Consider the following 17,755-nt stretch of genomic DNA (forward strand, 5'->3'; position numbering starts at 1 on the left):
ACTCCTCCGTCGCCGAGTGGTCTCTCTTCCGTCGTCCCGGCCAAGCGAAGCGCGAGCCGGGACCCATAACCACAAATGCCCGTGTTGCGGCACGCTGGTGCCACGGCGCGTAGCCACACAGAGATTGGTGGTTATGGGTCCGGCTTTCGCCGGGACGACGTGGGGAGAGGTCAGGGCTTTCCGTTCAGCCGCTGCAGGAAGCCGGTGAGATCATCAGTGACATGGTCGACATGGTCGGCGTCGCGGCCTTCGAGCTCCCAGGTCTCGCGCACCACCTCCTGGCTGCCGTCGGGCACGACCAGCACGGTGGTCATGCCGAGCTCATGCGGCACCACGAGGTTGCGCGCGAGGTCCTCGAACATCGCAGCCTTCGCCGGATCGACGTCGTGGAGCCTGAGGAACTTCTGGTAGGTCTGCGGTGCCGGCTTCGGCTCGAGATCGGCGGCGATGATGTCGAACACGCCGTCGAAATGGTTGCCGATGCCGAGCCGGCCCAGCACCGCATCGACATGGTCGACCGAGCCGTTGGTCAGGATCAGCTTGCGCCCCGGCAGTTTTGCGATCGCGGCTCCCATCGCCGGATTCGGCTGCAGCGGCGAGTGGTCGATCTTGTGCACATAGGCGAGATAGTCGTCGGCCTGCACGCTGTGCTCGGTCATCATACCGCGCATCGTGGTGCCGTAGCGCAGGTAGTAGTCCTTCTGCAGCCGCCGTGCTTCCTCGGCAGAGATCTTCAGCCAGTTGCTGACGAACTCGCCGATCCGCGCATCGACCTGCTGCCACAGGTTGACGTGATGCGGGTACAGCGTGTTGTCGAGGTCGAACACCCAGGTCTCGACATGGCTGAAGCTGCGGGGAGTATTCATTGTGGCTCTCCACTTGTCAGCGTGAACGTCGTTCCGCCCTCCGCCGTCGTCCTGGCGAAAGCCAGGACCCATACCGCGGAATCTATCAATGTGGCACGGTGCTCGTCGTTCTTCGCCAAACGCAGTCTTGTGGTAATGGGTCCTGGCCTTCGCCAGGACGACATCGATGTTTGCGGCCTCATTATCTTCATCACGGCATCGCAAAGCGCAGCGTCTTGCCGCCGCTGGTCATGTCGACGGTGGTGAAGCCGAGTGCGGCGAGGCCGCGGGTGCTGCAGTCGCCCTGTTCGTTGATCTCGAACTTGCTTTCGCGGGTGCAGAGCTGGACCCCGCCGCCCCAGTTCAGCGGCTTGTCCTTGATGCGGATGGCCCGGTTGTCGTTGTCGACCGCTTCAGCAAACGAATAGATCTGCTTCGGCGTGCCTGACACGTCCGGATGCAGGCACTTGCCGGGGTCGATGCGATACCAGCCGCGGCTGGTCACCACCTTGCCGTCGTCGGTTGCAACCGCGGCCATCACCTTGTGCGGCGTGTCGTTGCACCAGGTCAGCCCCGATGGCGACGGCTTCTGCACGGCATCGATCATGGTGGCGAAGAAATTCGGCGACTGCACGATGTCGCTGGCGAGCCCGCGACTCCTGAGGAATGCCGCCAGCGCACTCTGGGTCTTCGGCCCGTCGACGCCGTCGATCGGCGCGGCATCGTAGCCCGCGATCACCAAGAGGCGCTGGATGCCGGCGAGGCGCGCCTGCTCGTCGTCATATTCGCTGTCTTCGGCGAGATAGGCGACCAGATGGCCGTCGTCGGTCTTGGTCGGCGTGATCTGGGTGAATTGCGCGGGCATCTGGCCGGAACGGCATTGTCGCGCGGCGGCGATCACGAAATTGTCCTGCGCCACGCAGAGCGTGTCGGTGCCGTTCTGCGGGATCGGCGAGGCGCCGTAGACGCCGAGCGCCCGCGCATTGAGCAGCACGCGGTCGGCGGTGAGCGCGCCCTGCACCACGACCCGGCAGGTCGCGGGATCGATGCGGAACCAGCCGCGTGTCGCGGTCGCGGCCTTGTCGTCGATGCCGATCGCGGCCTCGATCACATAGCTCATGCGGTTGCAGAGCTTGAGATCGGCATGCGCCGGCGCCGACGAGAACAGGAACGACACCAGCGCGGCGGGCAGCGCCATCGCGAGCCGCGCCGGCAGCGACCGGCGAGGAATCCTCGCCGTGTGTCCCGCGTCTGCCATTACTTGTGGATCAGCGTGCCGGTGCCCTGGTTGGTGAAGAGCTCGAGCAGCACCGCGTGCTGCGTCTTGCCGTCGATGATCACGACGCCCTGCACGCCCTGTTCGAGCGCGTAAATGCAGGTCTCGACCTTCGGGATCATGCCGCCGGAAATCGTGCCGTCGGCGATCAGCTTGCGGGCTTCCTTGATCGACAGGTCCGGAATCAGCTTCTTGGACTTGTCGAGCACGCCCGGCACGTCGGTCAGCAGCAGCAGGCGCTTGGCCTTCAGCGCGCCCGCGATTGCGCCGGCGAAGGTGTCGGCGTTGATGTTCAGGGTCTGGCCGTCCTGCGAGGTCGCCAGCGGCGCCAGCACCGGGATCAGCTCATAGCCGATCAGCTGATTGAGCAGCGTGAGGTCGACCTTTTCGGGATCGCCGACGAAGCCGAGATCGATGGCCTTCTCGATGTTGGAATCCGGATCGACCATGGTGCGCGTCGTCTTCGACGCCTTCACCATGTTGCCGTCCTTGCCGGAGAGGCCTACGGCCTTGCCGCCCGCCTCGTTGATGTAGCCGACGATCTGCTTGTTGACCGAGCCCGCCAGTACCATCTCGACGATCTCGATGGTCGCGGCGTCGGTGATGCGCAGGCCCGCGGCGAATTCCGACTGGATGCCGAGGCGCTTCAGCATGGTCGCGATCTGCGGCCCACCGCCATGCACGACCACCGGATTGATCGCGGTCTGCTCGAGCAGCACGATGTCGCGCGCGAACGCCTTCGCGGTGTCCTCGGCGCCCATGGCATGGCCGCCATATTTGATGACGATGGTTTCCTCGTCATATTCCTGCATGTGCGGCAGCGCCTCGGACAGGATGCGGGCCTGATCGAGCGGGCTGATGTGCTGGTCGGTCATGGGGCTGGTCTCGTCGTCAGCGGAGGGGTGGCGCGGTTCTATCTGATTGGCGGGCAGGGCGCAAAGCGGTCTTGACCCTCTCCCTTTGTGGGAGAGGGTGGCTTCGATGCGACGGCATCGAAGCCGGGTGAGGGTCTGTCTCCGCGGATAGAGACCCCTCATCCGGCGCGGATTGCATCCGCGCCACCTTCTCCCACAAGGGGAGAAGGAAGTATGGCGGTCATCACCGCTTCGGCCACACCGCCGCGACCGCCAGTACCAGCCAGCTCAGGATCAAGAGCGTTCCGCCGGTCGGCGCAGCCATCGGAAACAATCCATGGCCGGCATATTGGCGCAGCACGAGGTCGCCCGCGAACAATGACGCCGCGATGACGAAGCCGGCCGCCGCCACGACTGCGAGCTTCGCATGGATGATCGCGCGATCCGCGACCGCGATGGTCGCGACGACGGCGGGTGCATGGAACAGCAGCATCGAGGATGCCGCCGCCAGCCGCGTGGCGTCAGGCAGATGGGCTGCAGCCGCCGCCAGCACCACGCCGCAAGCGCCCATGATGGCGGCAAGGCCGATCAGGAAGCGGGATGCGCCGCTCATCGGCGCCGTTCCTCGATCAGGCGCACCATGGCGGCACGCAGCTCCGGCATGCCGTCGCCGGTGCGCGACGAGGTCACCAGCACTTCGGGGAAGGCGGCGGGATGTTTTGCGAGCGTTGCTGACGTGTCGGCGATGACGGTCTTGAGTTCGCCGGCCTTCACCTGATCGGCCTTGGTCAGCACGACCTGATAGCTCACCGCGGACTTGTCCAGCGTCTTCAGCACGTCGAGATCGACGTCCTTGATGCCGTGGCGCGCGTCGATCAGCACGTAGACCCGCGCCAGTGTCGCGCGCCCGAGCAGGAATTTGTGGATCAGCGCCGTCCACGACGCCACCTTGGTCTTGGGTGCCGAGGCGTAGCCGTAGCCGGGCATGTCGACCAGGCGGAAGCCCGCCTTCTCCGGCCCCTCGAAGAAGATCAGCTCCTGGGTGCGCCCGGGCGTGTGCGAGGTGCGAGCCAGGTTGCTGCGGCCGGTCAGCGCGTTGATCAGGGTCGACTTGCCGACATTGGAGCGGCCGGCAAAGGCGACCTCGAGGCCGGCCATCGGCGGCAGCGTCTCGATCGAGGGCGAGGCCCAGATGAAGCGCCAGTCGCCGGCGAACAGTTTCCGGCCTTGCTCAATTAGCGCCGCATCGGCTTCGGTGCTCATGCGAAGGATTCCATCTCGTCGCGGCCAGACAAAGGCCCAAGGCGGGTCCTTGGCGTAGGACGACCCGGCCATCCAGGTCAACGTCCAGAGCCTCGGTTCTGGCCGTCCTCCAATATGTCGATGCCCGGCACAAGGCCGGGCATGACGTGGTGACGAAGCGCCGTTGCTGGAAGCTACGTCGCCTTCTTTGTCTCAGTCGTCACGCTTTTTTTTTGAAACGTCGACTTCAGATTGTCGAACAGCTCCACCTTCACGCCGTTGCGCCGCATGATGTAGCTCTGCTGCAGCACCGACAGCAGGTTGTTCCAGGCCCAGTAGATCACGAGACCCGCCGGGAAGCCGGCCAGCATGAAGGTGAAGATCAGCGGCATCCAGTCGAAGATCATCTTCTGGGTCGGATCCGGCGGCGCCGGATTGAGCTTCATCTGGACCCACATCGTGATGCCCATGATGATCGGCCAGATACCCATCACCAGATAGGCGCCGAAATGCGGTCCGAGCAGCGCGATCGGATCGAACGGAATCAGGCCGAACAGCGTGAACAGATTGGTCGGATCAGGCGCCGAGAGGTCCTTGATCCAGCCGAAGAACGGCGCGTGCCGCATTTCGATGGTGATGAACAGCACCTTGTAGAGCGAGAAGAACACCGGGATCTGCAAGGCGACGGGAAGACAGCCCGCGATCGGGTTGATCTTCTCCTTCTTGTAGATCTCCATCATCTCCTGCTGCTGCTTCACGCGGTCATCAGGATAACGTTCCTTCAGCGCCTGCAGCTGCGGCTGCACGGACTTCATCTTCGCCATCGAGGCGTAGGACTTGTTGGCGAGCGGGAAGAACAACAGCTTCACGATCACGGTCACCAAGAGGATTGCGATGCCGAAATTGCCGACCAGGCGATAGAACCAGTCGAGCGCCAGGAACATCGGCTTGGTGATGAAGTAGAAATGGCCCCAGTCGATCAGGAGATCGAAATGGTTGAGGCCGAGCTGCTTGTTGTAGCCGCCGAAGCCGACCAGCGGGAAGTTGAGGCCGACCGTGGCGGCCTCCTTCGCGCCGGCGAACAGCCGCCCGTTGGCAACGCCGGTGCCGCCGATCGGAATGGTCTGTGCGCCGAGCATGTAGTCGGTCTGGTAGCGCTTGTCGCCGGTCGTGAAGCGGGCGCTTTCGAGCGTTGCGGTGGTCTCCGGCAGTAGTGCCGTGGCCCAGTATTTGTCGGTGATGCCGAGCCAGCCGTCGGTGACCTTCGTGAACACGATGCCGCGCGAATTTCCGCCGGTTGAGGTCTTGGCCTCGTCGATGTTCTTGTAGCTGAATTCCTGCAGGCCGTGTTCGCCGAGATAGCCGATCGGGCCTTCATGCAGAATCGCGTAGCCGGAGACCGGCGGCTTGCCGCCGCGCGAGATCAGACCGAACGGATACAGCGTCACCGGCGCGCTGCCTTGATTGATGACCTCGTCCCTGATGCTGAAGAGGTAGCGATCGTCGATCGAGATGGTGCGGCGGAAGGTCAGGCCCTGGCCGTTCTCGTATTTCAGAATCACCGGGGTGCTCGGCGACAGGCTGTTCGATCCCTCCTGCTGCCAGACGGTTTCGGCGTTCGGCGTCTTCACCGATGAGCCGTTGGCGGTCAGCCACAGGAACTCGGCGTAATAAGGCTCGGCCGTGCCCGACGGGGAAAGCAGCACGACGGCCGGCGATTTGGGATCGACCGTCTCGCGGAACTGAACCAGCGCCAGGTCGTCGATCCGGGCGCCCTTCAGCGCGATGCTGCCGGTGACGCGCGGGGTCTCGATCTTGATGCGCGGGCCGGAGGCAAGCACCGTCTCGCGGCTCGCGACCGGAGCGTCAGCAGCAGGCGCGCCGGGAGCCGGAGAGGGAGTCGCCGAGGTACCCGGAGCGGTGCCGGGAGCAGCACCCGGAGTCGCCTGCGGCGCCGGCTTCTGCAACTCCGCCTGGCGCTGCGCCTCGCGCTGCTTCTCCATCTGCGGCACATTGTAGAAATATTGCCAGGCGATCAGGACGAGGCCGGACAGAATGACGGCAAGGATCGTGTTGCGGTTGTCGGACATCTCTTAGGGTCTCGTCATTCCATTCGGATTGGGCGCGCTCTTGTTACCCGCCTTGTTGGTACCCGTCTTGTTATTACCCGTGTTGGGCGCAGGCCGGTCGAGGCGGCGCAGCGCCGACCGCAGGTCGTCAAGCATGGTCGCAAAGTCGCGGGTCAGCGCGTCACGACGGCCCACTAGCACATAATCATGGTGCGGCCGCATGAATACGGCGTCGACCTGTCTCATCACTTCGCGAAGCCGGCGGCGGATGCGGTTGCGCTCGGTCGCGGTGCCGTTCTTCTTGGTGACGGTATAGCCGACGCGGATCGGGCCCTGATCGTCGCGGCGGCGGCCCTGCAGCACAAAAGCTGTGGTATTCGCCCGTGCGCCATTGGCAACGGCGAGGAAATCCGCCCGCTGCCTCAGCCGATCCATAATGGGTATCTCCGGAGAGGAGACGTCCGGGCTCAGGCGCTCAGGCGCTTGCGGCCACGCGCGCGGCGCGCAGCGAGGACCTTGCGGCCGCCGGCCGTGGCGAGACGGGCGCGGAAGCCGTGACGGCGCTTGCGCACCAGTTTGCTGGGTTGATAAGTCCGCTTCACGGGTAATTCTCCGCTGACCGGGCAATTTGCCGTTGTATTGAGATGGAGTCCGGTGATGCTGGCGGGCCCAAACGAGCCGTTGACGGCCCCAAAGAGCCGCCCCCGGGTCAAGAACCGGGCCATCGCGGACAGTTGGCGCGGCTTATAAGGGAGCGCCCTGTTTTCGTCAATGTCACAGGCCGTCGCAAAAAGGGTTCTTCGAAACGTCGTAATTGGGGCGAATATATCTGATTTCGCGAGGTATTTGACGGTATGGAGACGCTTTGGGGCGTTCGGGGAACCGTCCACATTAGCGATCCGTAATTTGACCGGCTTGGGGGCGGGGCCGCATCTTCTGACCCCTAAGCCAAACAAGGCCTTATCTTGTGGCTCTAACTGACGATCAGGCGACCGCGCAGAAGCAGCGGCCCAAGCCGTCCCCCCGGCTCGGGCTGTCGGGCAAGCTTTTGCTGCTGACGATTCCCCTGGTGATGATCGCCGGGCTCCTGATCTACGTCCCGGCCATCGCCAACTTCCGGATGAACCGGCTCAATGACCGCCTGGCCGCCGCCAATACCGCGGCGCTGGTGCTCGATGCCGCCCCGTCCGGCCTGGTGCCGGATTCGCTGGCGCGACAGATCCTGACCAGCATCGGCGCCCGTGCCGTCGCCATCAAATTGGGACAGCAGCGCCGGCTGCTCGCCAGCGCCGATTTGCCGGCGGCGATCGACCATGACGTCGACATGCGGACCATGACGGTATGGTCGGCGATCGTCGATGCCTTCGAGATCATGCTGGAGCACGGTGACCAGACCATCCGCGTGGTCGGACCCGCGCCGGGCCAGGCGCAATTCATCGAGGTCGTGATCGACGAGAAGCCGCTGCGGCAGGCGATGTACCGCTTCTCGCGCAACGTTTTGGTCGTTGCATTGTTGATCGCCGGCCTGACCGCCGGTCTGGTCTATCTGGCGCTGCATTATCTGTTCGTGCGCCCGATGCGGCGGCTGACCGCGAGCCTGGTCGGCTTCCATGAGAATCCGGAGAGTTCGGCGCGAATCATCGTGCCGAGCCAGCGCGGCGACGAGATCGGCGTTGCCGAGCGCGAGCTGTCCGACATGCAGCGCGACCTCGTCTCGATGCTGCATCAGAAGAGCCGGCTTGCCGCGCTCGGGCTCGCCGTCTCCAAGATCAACCATGATCTGCGCAATCTGCTGGCGTCCTCGCAATTGCTGTCGGACCAGCTCGCCAGCGTGCCCGACCCGCGGGTGCAACGCTTTGCGCCGAAATTGTTGCGCTCGCTGGAGCGCGCCATCGCCTTCTGCCAGTCGACACTGTCTTATGGCCGCGCGCAGGAGGCGGCGCCTGATCGCCGCGTCATCATGGTGGAGCCCGCGGTTGCCGAGGTGCGGGAGTCGGCCGGGCTTGCCACCGATGTCTCGATCACCTGGATCAGCGCGATCGAGCGCGGCCTGACCATCGACGCCGACCCGGACCAGCTGTTCCGCGTGCTGCTCAATCTGGTGCGCAACGCGGCGCAGGCGCTGGAAACCCGGCCCGCAGGTGACGGCGGCGCGCAGCAGATCCGCATCACCGGCCGCCGCGAGGGGACGGTTGCGATCATCGAGGTCTCCGACACCGGTCCGGGCGTCCCGACCAAGGCGCGCGAGCATCTGTTCGAGGCATTCCAGACCTCCGGCCGCCCCGGCGGCAGCGGACTCGGCCTTGCCATTGCCGCCGAGCTGATCCGGGCCCACGGCGGCCACATCCACCTGGTCGAGGGCACGATCGGCGCCACCTTCCGGATTTCGATCCCGGATCGTCCGGTGGAACTGCTGTCGGTCCGCAGCGAGCGGGCGAGGGCCTGAGGCCGTTCCGGTATTCCGGGGCGGCCAAAACTGCGGCCGAAATTGGCGTTTCCAGACCTTGCCAACCGGACCCGGAGCCTGTAGCTAGAGCGCTCTTTCGCGACGTTCCGGGCCTCCCGGGACCATGCGGGCTCAAGCCCACCCGCGAAAATGCGCCCGTAGCTCAGCTGGATAGAGCATCAGACTACGAATCTGAGGGTCGGACGTTCGAATCGTTCCGGGCGCGCCATTTTACGACAGGGCGCGGTACCACGCCCTTCCCGCGGTGGCGCCCGCGTCACGAATGATTCCGGAGTGCGGCTCGCCAGGCCGTGAGCCGCGGAATCCAGCGCGGGACATTGGCCCGGAAATCCTCGTACTCCGTTCCGAACATACGAACGAGCGCCGGCTCCTCGTACCCCACGACAAACGCGTGGAAGGCGAGCCACACCAACGCACCGTACCCAAGAAGGCGCTGGTCGCCGAACAAGACCGCTTGGCCCAGAATGACGGCGACAAGGGCAACGTAAATAGGATTGCGCACATAGCGATAGAGACCCGTCACCACGAGGTTCTGCGTCGGTGCGACCGGCGCCGGCGTGCCCAATCCTTGCAGCGCAAAGCGTGCAAACGAGTCGACAAGCCCGGGTAGACCGGCGACGATCAACAGGATCCCGACGGCGCGCGTCGCGTCGAGATCGAAGAAGGGCGGCCGAAACTCCCAACGCGTAATCCACCAGGGAACGAGCCCCGCCACCGAGCTGGGCGCAACCGCAAAGAAGAGGGCAGAGCCCAATACCGCGATCGTTTTCGGCATGGGCACCTCCTTTCCGTCCTGTCGCAAGGCGGTCGGCAAAATTGAACCGTTGCATCATAGCGCCACGGCGAACACGTAGTGCCCATCTTCATCGGCCACGGCGCGCCATTCACGCAAGCTCCCATTGGTTCGGGCAGCTGATGCGTGCTCGTCTTCAGTAGAGCATCCCCAGACACTTCTGGATCGATTGCGTTCCACTGCACTCACACAGCCCGTGGTCACAGTTGGAGGGCGCTGTGGGTGTCATTGGCTTCCCTCCTCAATCCTCAAGAGCCCGGTAAACCGACGCGCGGCCAATCTTGAGCGCCTTCGCGATAGCGGACGCTCCCATGCCTTCAGCCTTAAGCGCCTTCACTTTGGCGGTGTCGATGGACGCTTTGTGGTCTTGGTAGACCCCGCGTGCCTTGGCCTCCGCGATACTCTCAAGCTGCCGCTCTTTGCGGAGGTTGGTCTCGAACTCGGTGAACACACCGAGCATGTCCAGGAAGCGCTTGCCCGCTGCTGTGCTGGTGTCGATGGGTTGCTCTGTATAGCCCCTCAGGGATGCACCACGCGCCTTCACGGTGCGCACAATGTCCTGCGGGCGGGCGCGGGGTTCGCTTCAGCGGGCTATCGCCGCACCGGATCGGAGACCGGCCCGGAAAAATGCGCCCGCGCGGGCCAGAATCGGGCCGAAGACGAGGGCCGCCCCGTAAAAACCCTGCTTGCCCCCGCCGGAGCGTTGAGAAAAAATAAGCTTTTTTAGCCTATAGGCACAGAAATGTTTTTATTCTTATTGTCTGTCCTTTTGAACCGGCGAGTCATCCCTCATGCAGAGTGACATCGCAAACGCCGTATTTTATGCGGCCGTGTTTCTGGGCATCGTCTACACCAGCCGCATCCTGGAAAAAAGATGGCCGATTGCGGACGTTCCCTACGCCGAGTTTCGTGATGATTGGCTCGCGGTGATCGTGAGCCTCGGGTTGTCGTCCATGCTCGCTCCGATCGCGGCGATCACCGCGGGCAAGATTGCGAGCTATACCGGTCTCGGTTGGATCAAGCTGCCGACCGACGGTTACTGGTGGTACGTGTCACTCGCAATCATCGTGGTTGCATTCGATCTCTACAAGTACACGTATCATCGCCTCCAACATGCGATCCCCTTTCTATGGGCGATGCACTCCTTCCATCACAGCGCGAACGGCGTCACGTTCATTACCGGCGGCCGGCATTTCTGGCTGGAGCGGGTGTTGTCCGACGCCTTTCTTCCGATCATGGCGATCCTGTTCCGCATCCCGCCGGACATGGTGATCGCGGTGGGATTTATCTTCTTCATGCCCGATGCGTGTGCCCATCTCAACGTCCGCATTCCGCTCGGTCGGTATGTGACATGGATCAACAATCCGCAATGGCACCGGATCCATCATTCGGTCCTTCCCGAGCACAGGGACAAAAACTTCGCTGCCTGCTTTCCGTTTCTCGACATTCTGTTCGGCACGGCCTGGATACCGAAGCCGGACGAATATCCTGCAACGGGCCTCGTGCCTGCCGAGCGCGTGGACATCATCAATAGTGTGATCTGGCCAATCCGGCATCTTCGGCATTACTGGCATCGGGAGTCTCGGAATGAATTGGGTTAAGGGTCTTTTGGTGCTCCTCGCGCTGCTGCTGGGTTACGCCGACCTTGAGTCGACGAATGTGATCCTGAGTCTCGGATTGGGTGAGTTGAACCCGTTCATGCATCTGGCGCAGACATGGTTCGGCGTCTGGTGGCTGGTGCCCAAGCTTGGCTTGACGTTCGTGGTCACGTGGCTGCTTTGGCGGAGCAACAACGTTTACAACATCGCTCTCGTCGTCGCGTTCTGCTCCACGCCTGTCCTGAACAATCTCGTCATCATCGCGGGCACGAACTGAATCAATCCCTTCGCCGGTTGCCGCAATCGGCGACGTCAAGAGGATCAGCGATGTCGGACAGGTTCGTTGTCGCCTGCATGGTCTGCTGTGCCCTGATCCTGGGTGCTCCGGGGGCGACCGTGCACGCGCAGACGCCGTCGAACTGCAAGGAGCCGCAGACCGGCACCAGCCGCGTCCCGATGCTGTCGCCGCCGCTGGCCAATGTGGTGACGGGCACGGGACGGCTGCAATTCTACTCCGCACCGAATCTGCACTGTCCGATCCGCGGCGTGTTCGTCATTCCGAATGACGCACTGATCGCGTATGCGCAAACCAGGGATGGCTGGTCGTCGGTGATGTATCTCAATCCGGGGACGGGCAACGACGTCTCGGGTTGGGTGAGATCGGCGAGACTGAAGGTGACCGGAACCGTCGGACCGAAGTAGCGTTCGACCAGGATCGCGGCAGGCGGCTTCCCGCGCCGCACCTGACGCTTCAACCAAAATCGCATCGCGTTTCAGGCATCAATGAATCGCCGCGTACATGATTTTCTCCTCGGTGGCTTCGAGCGCGGAGAATTCCTCGACCACCTTGCCCTGGCGCGAGACCAGGATGCGGTCGGATAGCGCCATGATCTCGGGCAGATAGGACGAGATCACCACCACCGCCTTGCCTTCGTCGGCGAGCTGGTTGATCAGCTCGTGGATCTCGACGATGGCGCCGACGTCGACACCACGGGTCGGTTCGTCGAAGATGATCAGCTCGGGCTCCTGCACCAGCGATTTGGCGATCACCACCTTCTGCTGGTTGCCGCCTGACAGCTCGACCACCTTGGCCTCGTCGCCGATGGCGCGAACCTTGAGGCGCTGAGTCCAGGTCTTGCCGACCGAATTGGTCTCGCGCCGCGACAACATCATGCGGCCCCCGGGAAACTTCGAAAGCAGGCCGAGATAGATGTTGCGGGCGATCGAGGCGGTTTCGAAGAAGCCCTCGACCTTGCGATCCTCGGTCACATAGGCGATGCCGGCCTTGACCGCCGGCGCCGGAACCCGGTAGCGCACCGGCTTGTCGTGCAGCATGATTTCGCCGCCGTGGAAGAAGTCGCGCTTCAACACGCCGGAGACGATCTTGAAGGTCTCGGTGCGGCCCGCGCCGACCAGGCCGAACACGCCGGTGATCTGCCCGCCAAACACCGACAGCGAATTGTTCTTCACCATCGGCGCCATCTTGAGGTTCTGCACCGTGAGCACGCGCGCACCGGCCGGCCGGACGCTGGTCTTCCGCGCGCCATACAGCGTGTTGGAGAGATCGCGGCCGACCATCGCCTGCACGATCGCCGCGCGATCGAATTTCGCCGTGTCGTCGGTGATGACATGCTTGCCGTCGCGCAGCACGGTGATGCGGTCGGCGAGCAGTAGCGCCTCTTCCAGCGCGTGCGAGATGAAGATGATCGAGACGCCGCGCTTCTTGAGGTCACGGACCAGGTCGAAGAAATATTTCTTCTCTTCCGGCGTCAGCGACGCGGTCGGCTCGTCGAAGATGATGACCTTGGCCTTGTGCAGAACCGCGCGCGCGATCTCCACCATCTGCTTCTTGGCGGCGCCGAGCCCGCTCACGGTGGCGGTCGGCGTCACGTCGAAATTCAGCGATTGCAGGAATTGCTGGGCGGCGATGTAGATGCCGCGCAGCCGGTTGTAGAATTTCTCCTGCCCGAGAAACAGGTTTTGCGCGACCGTCATGGTCGGCACCAGGCTGTTCTCCTGGAACACCATGGCGATGCCGAGATTGCGCGCCTCCAGCGGCGTGCGCGGCGCGACCTCCGTGCCATCGACACTCATGCCGCCGGACGTCAAGGTCACGACGCCGGCCATCACCTTGGTCAGCGTCGACTTGCCGGCGCCGTTCTCGCCGACCAGCGCGTGAATCTCGCCGCGGCGCAGATCAAAGTCGACGCCCTCGATGGCGGGCACGCCCGCGTAAAGCTTGGTGGCCTTGCGCAGGGACAACACGGTGTCGCTCATGAGCCTGTCTCCTCGGCGAGCCCGGCGAGGGGCAGTTTCAGCACGCGGCCCGGTCCCTTGGCGATCAGCACAAGGTCACCGCCCAGCTCGAGCGCCGCGACGATGCCGTGATTGATGCCGTCGACCCGGCTGTGCAGCGAATACTTTGGCTTGCCGTCCTCGCTCAGCCGGATGACGAGGCCGTAGGAGCGCGGCGGCGCCCACGGCTTGATGACGCCCATCGTCTTGATGTGGGCGCCCTGCATCGGTTCCTTGAACGAGAACCCCGAGCGCAGCCGCGGCGCCACCCAATAGGCCGGGTCGATCTCGGCCATCATGCGGCGCCGGTAGGCCGGCTCGCGCAGCACGAACTCGATCAGCTGGGTGCGTGCGGTGAATGCGGTGAGCCAATAGCCGCCGCCCGCGGCCTTCGACAGCCGCGACGGATAGACGGGCAAATGGCCGAGCACGACCTGCAGCGGCCGTCCGTTCGAGACGAGGACGAGGCGATGCCGCCAGCTCTCGCTGACCAGCACGCCGTCGCCGCGTGCGCAGGCGCCGAAGGCGTAGCCGAGCTTCGACGCCAGCAGCTGCACTGATCTGGTCCTGGGGTCGAGCCGGAACACGCGGCCGCTTCGGTTCAGCTCCATCAGGTCGCGCGCCCAATCATCGATGCCGCAGGTCGCCGAGCCGTCGGTTGCGATCAGGGTGCCGTCGCCGGCCTGCGTCAGCGCGTTGATCGCGTTGAAGGCGGCGTCGCTGAACGTCACGCTCGGCTCGCCCGACGAGGGGTCGGCGTAGAGCCGCACCTCGCGGCCGCCGAGCGCGACCGCGATGCCGCCGCCGGTGGTGAGCGCGCAGAGCGCCGAAATCGGCTGCTCGAAGCTGCGCAGCTCGGCCGCGCCGCCGCCGTCGAGGCGCAGCAGACGCCGGCCGTCGGCGACATAGAGGTTTCGGCCGTCGGTTGCGAGATCCTCTAGCGCCTCGCATTCCAGCAAGGTGGTTGCAGATTCCAGTTTCTGGTTCGGCTTCAGCGCGCCGTCGAACGAAGGTACGGTGATGGTGGCCTCGCCGCGGCCGAGAAAGCGGTTGGCGAATTCCCTGGCGGCCGCGATCACGACAGCTTCCCCCAGCGCTTGTCATACTGCACGAAGTTCGGGTCCGCGTTCTCCAGCTTGTAGCGGCCAATCCGGTTGTTCATGATGCCGCCGAGATAGAGATAGCCGCGGTGCTCGCGCATCGAGGTGATCATCGGGTGGTTCTCGCCGCGCAGGTCCCAGAACGATTCGAGAATCTTGCCCTGCTCGTTGAACTTGACGACGCAGCCGGTGTTGATGTTCGGGAACAGCCATTCGTCGACCGGGACGCGCTTGGCCATGCGGCGGCGGAAGCCCGGCATCTTCCAGGCAAGGTCGAGCGAGGGGCTGCGCATGCCGACCAGCGCCAGCCAGTAATTGCCGTCGGAGGCGAGATTGATGTTGTCGGGATAGCCCGGCAAATTGTCCATCACCACCTCGACCTGGCCCTTCTTCGGCCCCGCGAACCACAGCCGCTTGATCGAGCAGCCGAAGGTCTCGGCGAACAGGATCGACTGGCCGTCGCTGGCGACGCAGATGCCGTTGGGGAATTTGAGGCCGCGCAGCGCCGTATGCGTGGCGCCGGTCTTGGTGTCGTAGCAAATGATGCGGCCGTTGCCGCGCGCCTCGAGGCCGTCGATCGGCCATTCGTCCATCTCGTAGCGCACGGTGGCTTCCGAGAAGAAGATCAGGCCGTCGTCGGTGATGTCGAGGTCGTCGGCCAGCCGCAGCCGGCTGTCGTCGTTCACCGAATGCATGCTGCGGTTGGTCTCGTCGGTCGCCTTCTCCACGGTGCCGTCGGGCGTGATGCGGTAAAGGCCCATGCCGCCGATGCAGACATAGAGATTGTCCTGCCGGTCGAACGCCATGCCGAGCGGCTGACCGCCGATATGGGCGAACACCTCCATGCGCTGATAATCGGGCGCATGGAAGCGGATGATGTCGCCATGGCGCGAGCCGGCGTAGAGATTGTTGTTGCGATCGAGGATCACGTCCTCCGGCGCCTCGATGCGGCCGAGGCCGATCAATTCGACGTCGCGCAGCTTGTCGTTCTGCTCGAACGGGCCGCCCTGGCCGATCTCGGTGGCCGGCGGCGGCGGCAGCGCATGATAGGTCGGCGCGACATAGACCTTGCTGATGATGCGGGTGCGGTTCTTCTGCCAGCGGATGTCGACCATCGCTGCGACCAGCAGGATGCCCGCCAGCGCCATGCGGTTGATGCCGCCACGCGCATTGAGCGTGGTCAGGCCGTTGGTGATCAAGAGCACGATCAGCACGCCGACAAGCGATTTTGCGACCGAGCCCTTGCCGCCGCCGAGCGTGATGCCGCCGAGCACGGTCGCGGTCAGCACGATCACCTCGAGGCCGACGCCGATATCGCCGCCGACGGTGCCGAGCCGGGCCGCGAAGAACAGCGCGGCGATGCTTGTCAGCACGCCGCTTGCGACATAGCAGAGCGCGATGGTGCGGCGGACCGGAATGCCGGAATTGTAGGCGGAACGGCGCGAGCCGCCGATCGCGGTGATGTGCCAGCCCGGGCGCAGCCGGGTCATGAAGATATGGCCGAAGATGGCGATCGCGATGTAGACGATTGCGACGCTCGGAATGCCGAACACGTCGCCACCGCCGATGAAATTCCAGGACGGGATGTCGGGGAAGGCCGCGGCGATCGAATTGGAGTAGCGTTGGATCAACAGATCGAACGCCGAGCGGTAGATGATCAGGGTGATCAGCGTGGTGATGAAGGCGCGCAGCCTTAAGTAGCCGATCAGGACGCCATTGACGGCGCCGAGCAGTGCACCGCAGACGAGGGTGGCGACGACCACCGCGGGCACCGGCCAGTTCAGCACGTCGAGCAGATAGAGCGCGCAGAAATCCGTCAGCGCGAAGATCGAGCCGACCGACAGATCGATGCCGCCGACGATGACGACCAGCGCCATGCCGAGGCCGATAAAGCCGATTTCGCCGGCCTGCCGCGCGGTGTCGGCAAGGCTCGACGGCGACAGGAAGTGATCGATGGAACGGCTGAGCGCGAAGCCGACGATCAAAAGCAGGATCACCGGTATTGCGGTCTCGGTCCAACGCTTGGACAGGATCTCGCCGAGGAGATGATCCGGCCAGTAGCGGTAACGCAGGCTCGTCAGGGTGTCGCGCATCGGCATTCCAGCAAGGCGTTCGATTTGGGAAAATCGACGTCCCGGGTGAGATCGCCCGGGACGTCGAGCGGGAATGGTTCGACTATTTTTTCAGGTCACTGAGATTCCAGCACGCGGTCTGGCTGTCCGCGTTCTCTTTGGTGATCGGAATCAGCGTCGTGTATTCCGACCCCTTGATCGAGCCGGCCTTGGCGCCCGACGACAGCAGCCATTTGATCGTGCCGGCCATCTGCGCGGCCTGGGTGGGCACGTCGTAGCTCATGTTGAGATCGAACGCGCCGGACTTCACCAGCTCGCAGGCGCCCTTGCGCTCGCCGCCGCCAGAGGTCGCGACGAACACCTTGCCGGTCAGGCCGGCTTCCTTCACCGCAGCGGCGGTGCCGATGTCCATGCCGTCCCAGAAGCCGACGATGCCGCAAAGATCAGGATTCTGCTTCAGCACCGTCTGGGTGATCGCCTTGGCCTTCGCGGCATCCCAGTCGGCCGCCTGGCTCGAGACCACCTTGATCTCCGGATGCTTGGCGAGCACGTTCTCGACGCCCTTGAGCGTGTAGGCGCTGGCGGCCGCCGAGAGCGCGCCCTGCACGATGGCGATCTTGTTCGACTTGCCCTGGCAGGCCTTCACCACGGCTTCGGTGTCGCGCTCGCCGATCTCGATCCAGTTGGCGCCGACAAAGGCCGACGAGCGATAGGCCGATCCCATGTTGATCTGGATGACGTAGATGCCTTCGTTCTCGGCGCGCTGCAGCAACTTGGCGTAGGTCTGCACGTCCGGATTGTGGATCACCATCACGGCGGGCTTCTCCGAGATCAGCGAGGTCACTGCCTGCGCGCCGGCATTGGTGTTCCAGTTGGGATCGCGGATCTCGAACTTCACGCCGAAGGGCTCGAGCTCCTTCTTCATGCCGGCGTACCAGCCTTCGGTGAGGTCGAAGTTCATGGCGACCGGAACGTAGGCCACCGTCTTGCCGGCGAGGGCTTCCCTGAACGGCTTCTGGAACGGCTCGTCCAGGCCCTGCTGGGCCAGAGCCGGGGCGGCGATGGCGGCAAGCCCAAGCGCCGCGGCGATCACCTTTGCAGTGCTGACAGCGTATTTCATTGGTTCCTCCTTGGTCGTGATTGA

General features: G+C 64.1%; 17 protein-coding genes, 1 tRNA gene and 1 pseudogene. 5 read left to right on the forward strand and 14 right to left on the reverse strand.

Annotated elements, in window-relative coordinates; genetic code table 11:
• Positions 1–170: 170 nt before the first annotated feature.
• The 8 genes from ACZBJS_RS29830 to rpmH all read right to left on the reverse strand — a co-directional run bounded on the left by ACZBJS_RS29830 (position 171) and on the right by rpmH (position 6,888).
• Complete coding sequence (locus ACZBJS_RS29830) at positions 171–866, reverse strand: pyrimidine 5'-nucleotidase (protein WP_316398621.1); 696 nt, start codon at positions 864–866, stop codon at positions 171–173.
• Positions 867–1,056: 190 nt separating this feature from the next.
• A complete protein-coding gene (locus ACZBJS_RS29835) occupies positions 1,057–2,043 on the reverse strand; it encodes a DUF1036 domain-containing protein (RefSeq protein WP_316398629.1) in 987 nt (328 codons plus the stop codon).
• Between the two features lie 59 nt (positions 2,044–2,102).
• Positions 2,103–2,996: an acetylglutamate kinase gene (gene argB / locus ACZBJS_RS29840; RefSeq protein ID WP_016848093.1), complete on the reverse strand. Its 894-nt coding sequence runs from the start codon at positions 2,994–2,996 to the stop codon at positions 2,103–2,105.
• A gap of 223 nt (positions 2,997–3,219) precedes the next feature.
• Positions 3,220–3,588: a DUF423 domain-containing protein gene (locus tag ACZBJS_RS29845; protein ID WP_253588651.1), complete on the reverse strand. Its 369-nt coding sequence runs from the start codon at positions 3,586–3,588 to the stop codon at positions 3,220–3,222.
• Positions 3,585–4,238: a ribosome biogenesis GTP-binding protein YihA/YsxC gene (gene yihA, locus ACZBJS_RS29850; RefSeq protein WP_316398622.1), complete on the reverse strand. Its 654-nt coding sequence runs from the start codon at positions 4,236–4,238 to the stop codon at positions 3,585–3,587. The genes ACZBJS_RS29845 and yihA overlap by 4 nt, the downstream gene beginning before the upstream one ends.
• Before the next feature lie 173 nt (positions 4,239–4,411).
• Positions 4,412–6,307, reverse strand: a complete 1,896-nt coding sequence (yidC, locus tag ACZBJS_RS29855; protein ID WP_316398623.1) for a membrane protein insertase YidC — start codon at positions 6,305–6,307, stop codon at positions 4,412–4,414.
• Between the two features lie 3 nt (positions 6,308–6,310).
• On the reverse strand, positions 6,311–6,721 hold the full coding sequence (gene rnpA, locus ACZBJS_RS29860; protein WP_057018968.1) for a ribonuclease P protein component: 411 nt from the start codon (positions 6,719–6,721) through the stop codon (positions 6,311–6,313).
• A 32-nt stretch (positions 6,722–6,753) separates the two neighbouring features.
• On the reverse strand, positions 6,754–6,888 hold the full coding sequence (gene rpmH / locus ACZBJS_RS29865; protein ID WP_008542748.1) for a 50S ribosomal protein L34: 135 nt from the start codon (positions 6,886–6,888) through the stop codon (positions 6,754–6,756).
• A gap of 365 nt (positions 6,889–7,253) precedes the next feature.
• On the opposite strand from rpmH, the gene ACZBJS_RS29870 reads away from it, so the two are divergent.
• Positions 7,254–8,732, forward strand: coding sequence for a sensor histidine kinase (locus tag ACZBJS_RS29870; protein ID WP_057018967.1), 1,479 nt, complete (start codon positions 7,254–7,256; stop codon positions 8,730–8,732).
• A 152-nt stretch (positions 8,733–8,884) separates the two neighbouring features.
• Positions 8,885–8,961: transfer RNA gene (locus ACZBJS_RS29875), tRNA-Arg, on the forward strand.
• Positions 8,962–9,009: 48 nt separating this feature from the next.
• On the opposite strand, the gene ACZBJS_RS29880 is transcribed toward ACZBJS_RS29875, so the two are convergent.
• Both ACZBJS_RS29880 and ACZBJS_RS29885 read right to left on the reverse strand, forming a co-directional pair.
• The gene (locus ACZBJS_RS29880; RefSeq protein ID WP_316398018.1) at positions 9,010–9,528 is read right to left on the reverse strand and encodes a methyltransferase family protein; all 519 of its coding nucleotides are present in this window, start codon (positions 9,526–9,528) and stop codon (positions 9,010–9,012) included.
• 259 nt (positions 9,529–9,787) lie between these two features.
• Positions 9,788–10,108: pseudogene (locus ACZBJS_RS29885) on the reverse strand (recombinase family protein); the annotation flags it as partial.
• A 229-nt stretch (positions 10,109–10,337) separates the two neighbouring features.
• Here ACZBJS_RS29885 and ACZBJS_RS29890 point away from each other — a divergent pair.
• From ACZBJS_RS29890 to ACZBJS_RS29900, 3 genes are read left to right on the forward strand one after another with little or no spacing between them, the layout of a single operon-like run.
• Complete coding sequence (locus tag ACZBJS_RS29890; protein WP_057018950.1) at positions 10,338–11,147, forward strand: sterol desaturase family protein; 810 nt, start codon at positions 10,338–10,340, stop codon at positions 11,145–11,147.
• A complete protein-coding gene (locus ACZBJS_RS29895; RefSeq protein WP_225161514.1) occupies positions 11,134–11,421 on the forward strand; it encodes a DUF5658 family protein in 288 nt (95 codons plus the stop codon). The genes ACZBJS_RS29890 and ACZBJS_RS29895 overlap by 14 nt, the downstream gene beginning before the upstream one ends.
• A gap of 50 nt (positions 11,422–11,471) precedes the next feature.
• Complete coding sequence (locus ACZBJS_RS29900; protein ID WP_057018949.1) at positions 11,472–11,846, forward strand: hypothetical protein; 375 nt, start codon at positions 11,472–11,474, stop codon at positions 11,844–11,846.
• Positions 11,847–11,924: 78 nt separating this feature from the next.
• On the opposite strand, the gene ACZBJS_RS29905 is transcribed toward ACZBJS_RS29900, so the two are convergent.
• From ACZBJS_RS29905 to ACZBJS_RS29920, 4 genes are all read right to left on the reverse strand, one after another.
• Positions 11,925–13,421 carry a sugar ABC transporter ATP-binding protein gene (locus ACZBJS_RS29905; protein WP_316398017.1) on the reverse strand — a complete coding sequence of 499 codons (1,497 nt, stop codon included), beginning with the start codon at positions 13,419–13,421 and terminating at the stop codon, positions 11,925–11,927.
• Positions 13,418–14,518 carry an SMP-30/gluconolactonase/LRE family protein gene (locus ACZBJS_RS29910; RefSeq protein ID WP_316398016.1) on the reverse strand — a complete coding sequence of 367 codons (1,101 nt, stop codon included), beginning with the start codon at positions 14,516–14,518 and terminating at the stop codon, positions 13,418–13,420. The genes ACZBJS_RS29905 and ACZBJS_RS29910 overlap by 4 nt, the downstream gene beginning before the upstream one ends.
• A complete protein-coding gene (locus ACZBJS_RS29915; protein WP_028335920.1) occupies positions 14,515–16,638 on the reverse strand; it encodes an ABC transporter permease in 2,124 nt (707 codons plus the stop codon). Before ACZBJS_RS29915 ends, ACZBJS_RS29910 begins: the two co-directional genes overlap by 4 nt.
• A 76-nt stretch (positions 16,639–16,714) precedes the next feature.
• Positions 16,715–17,731 (reverse strand): sugar ABC transporter substrate-binding protein, encoded by a 1,017-nt coding sequence (locus ACZBJS_RS29920; protein ID WP_057018945.1) that lies wholly within the window; start codon positions 17,729–17,731, stop codon positions 16,715–16,717.
• Between the last annotated feature and the right edge of the window lie 24 nt (positions 17,732–17,755).

The sequence above is a fragment of the Bradyrhizobium sp. KZN70725 genome, assembly GCF_055264925.1.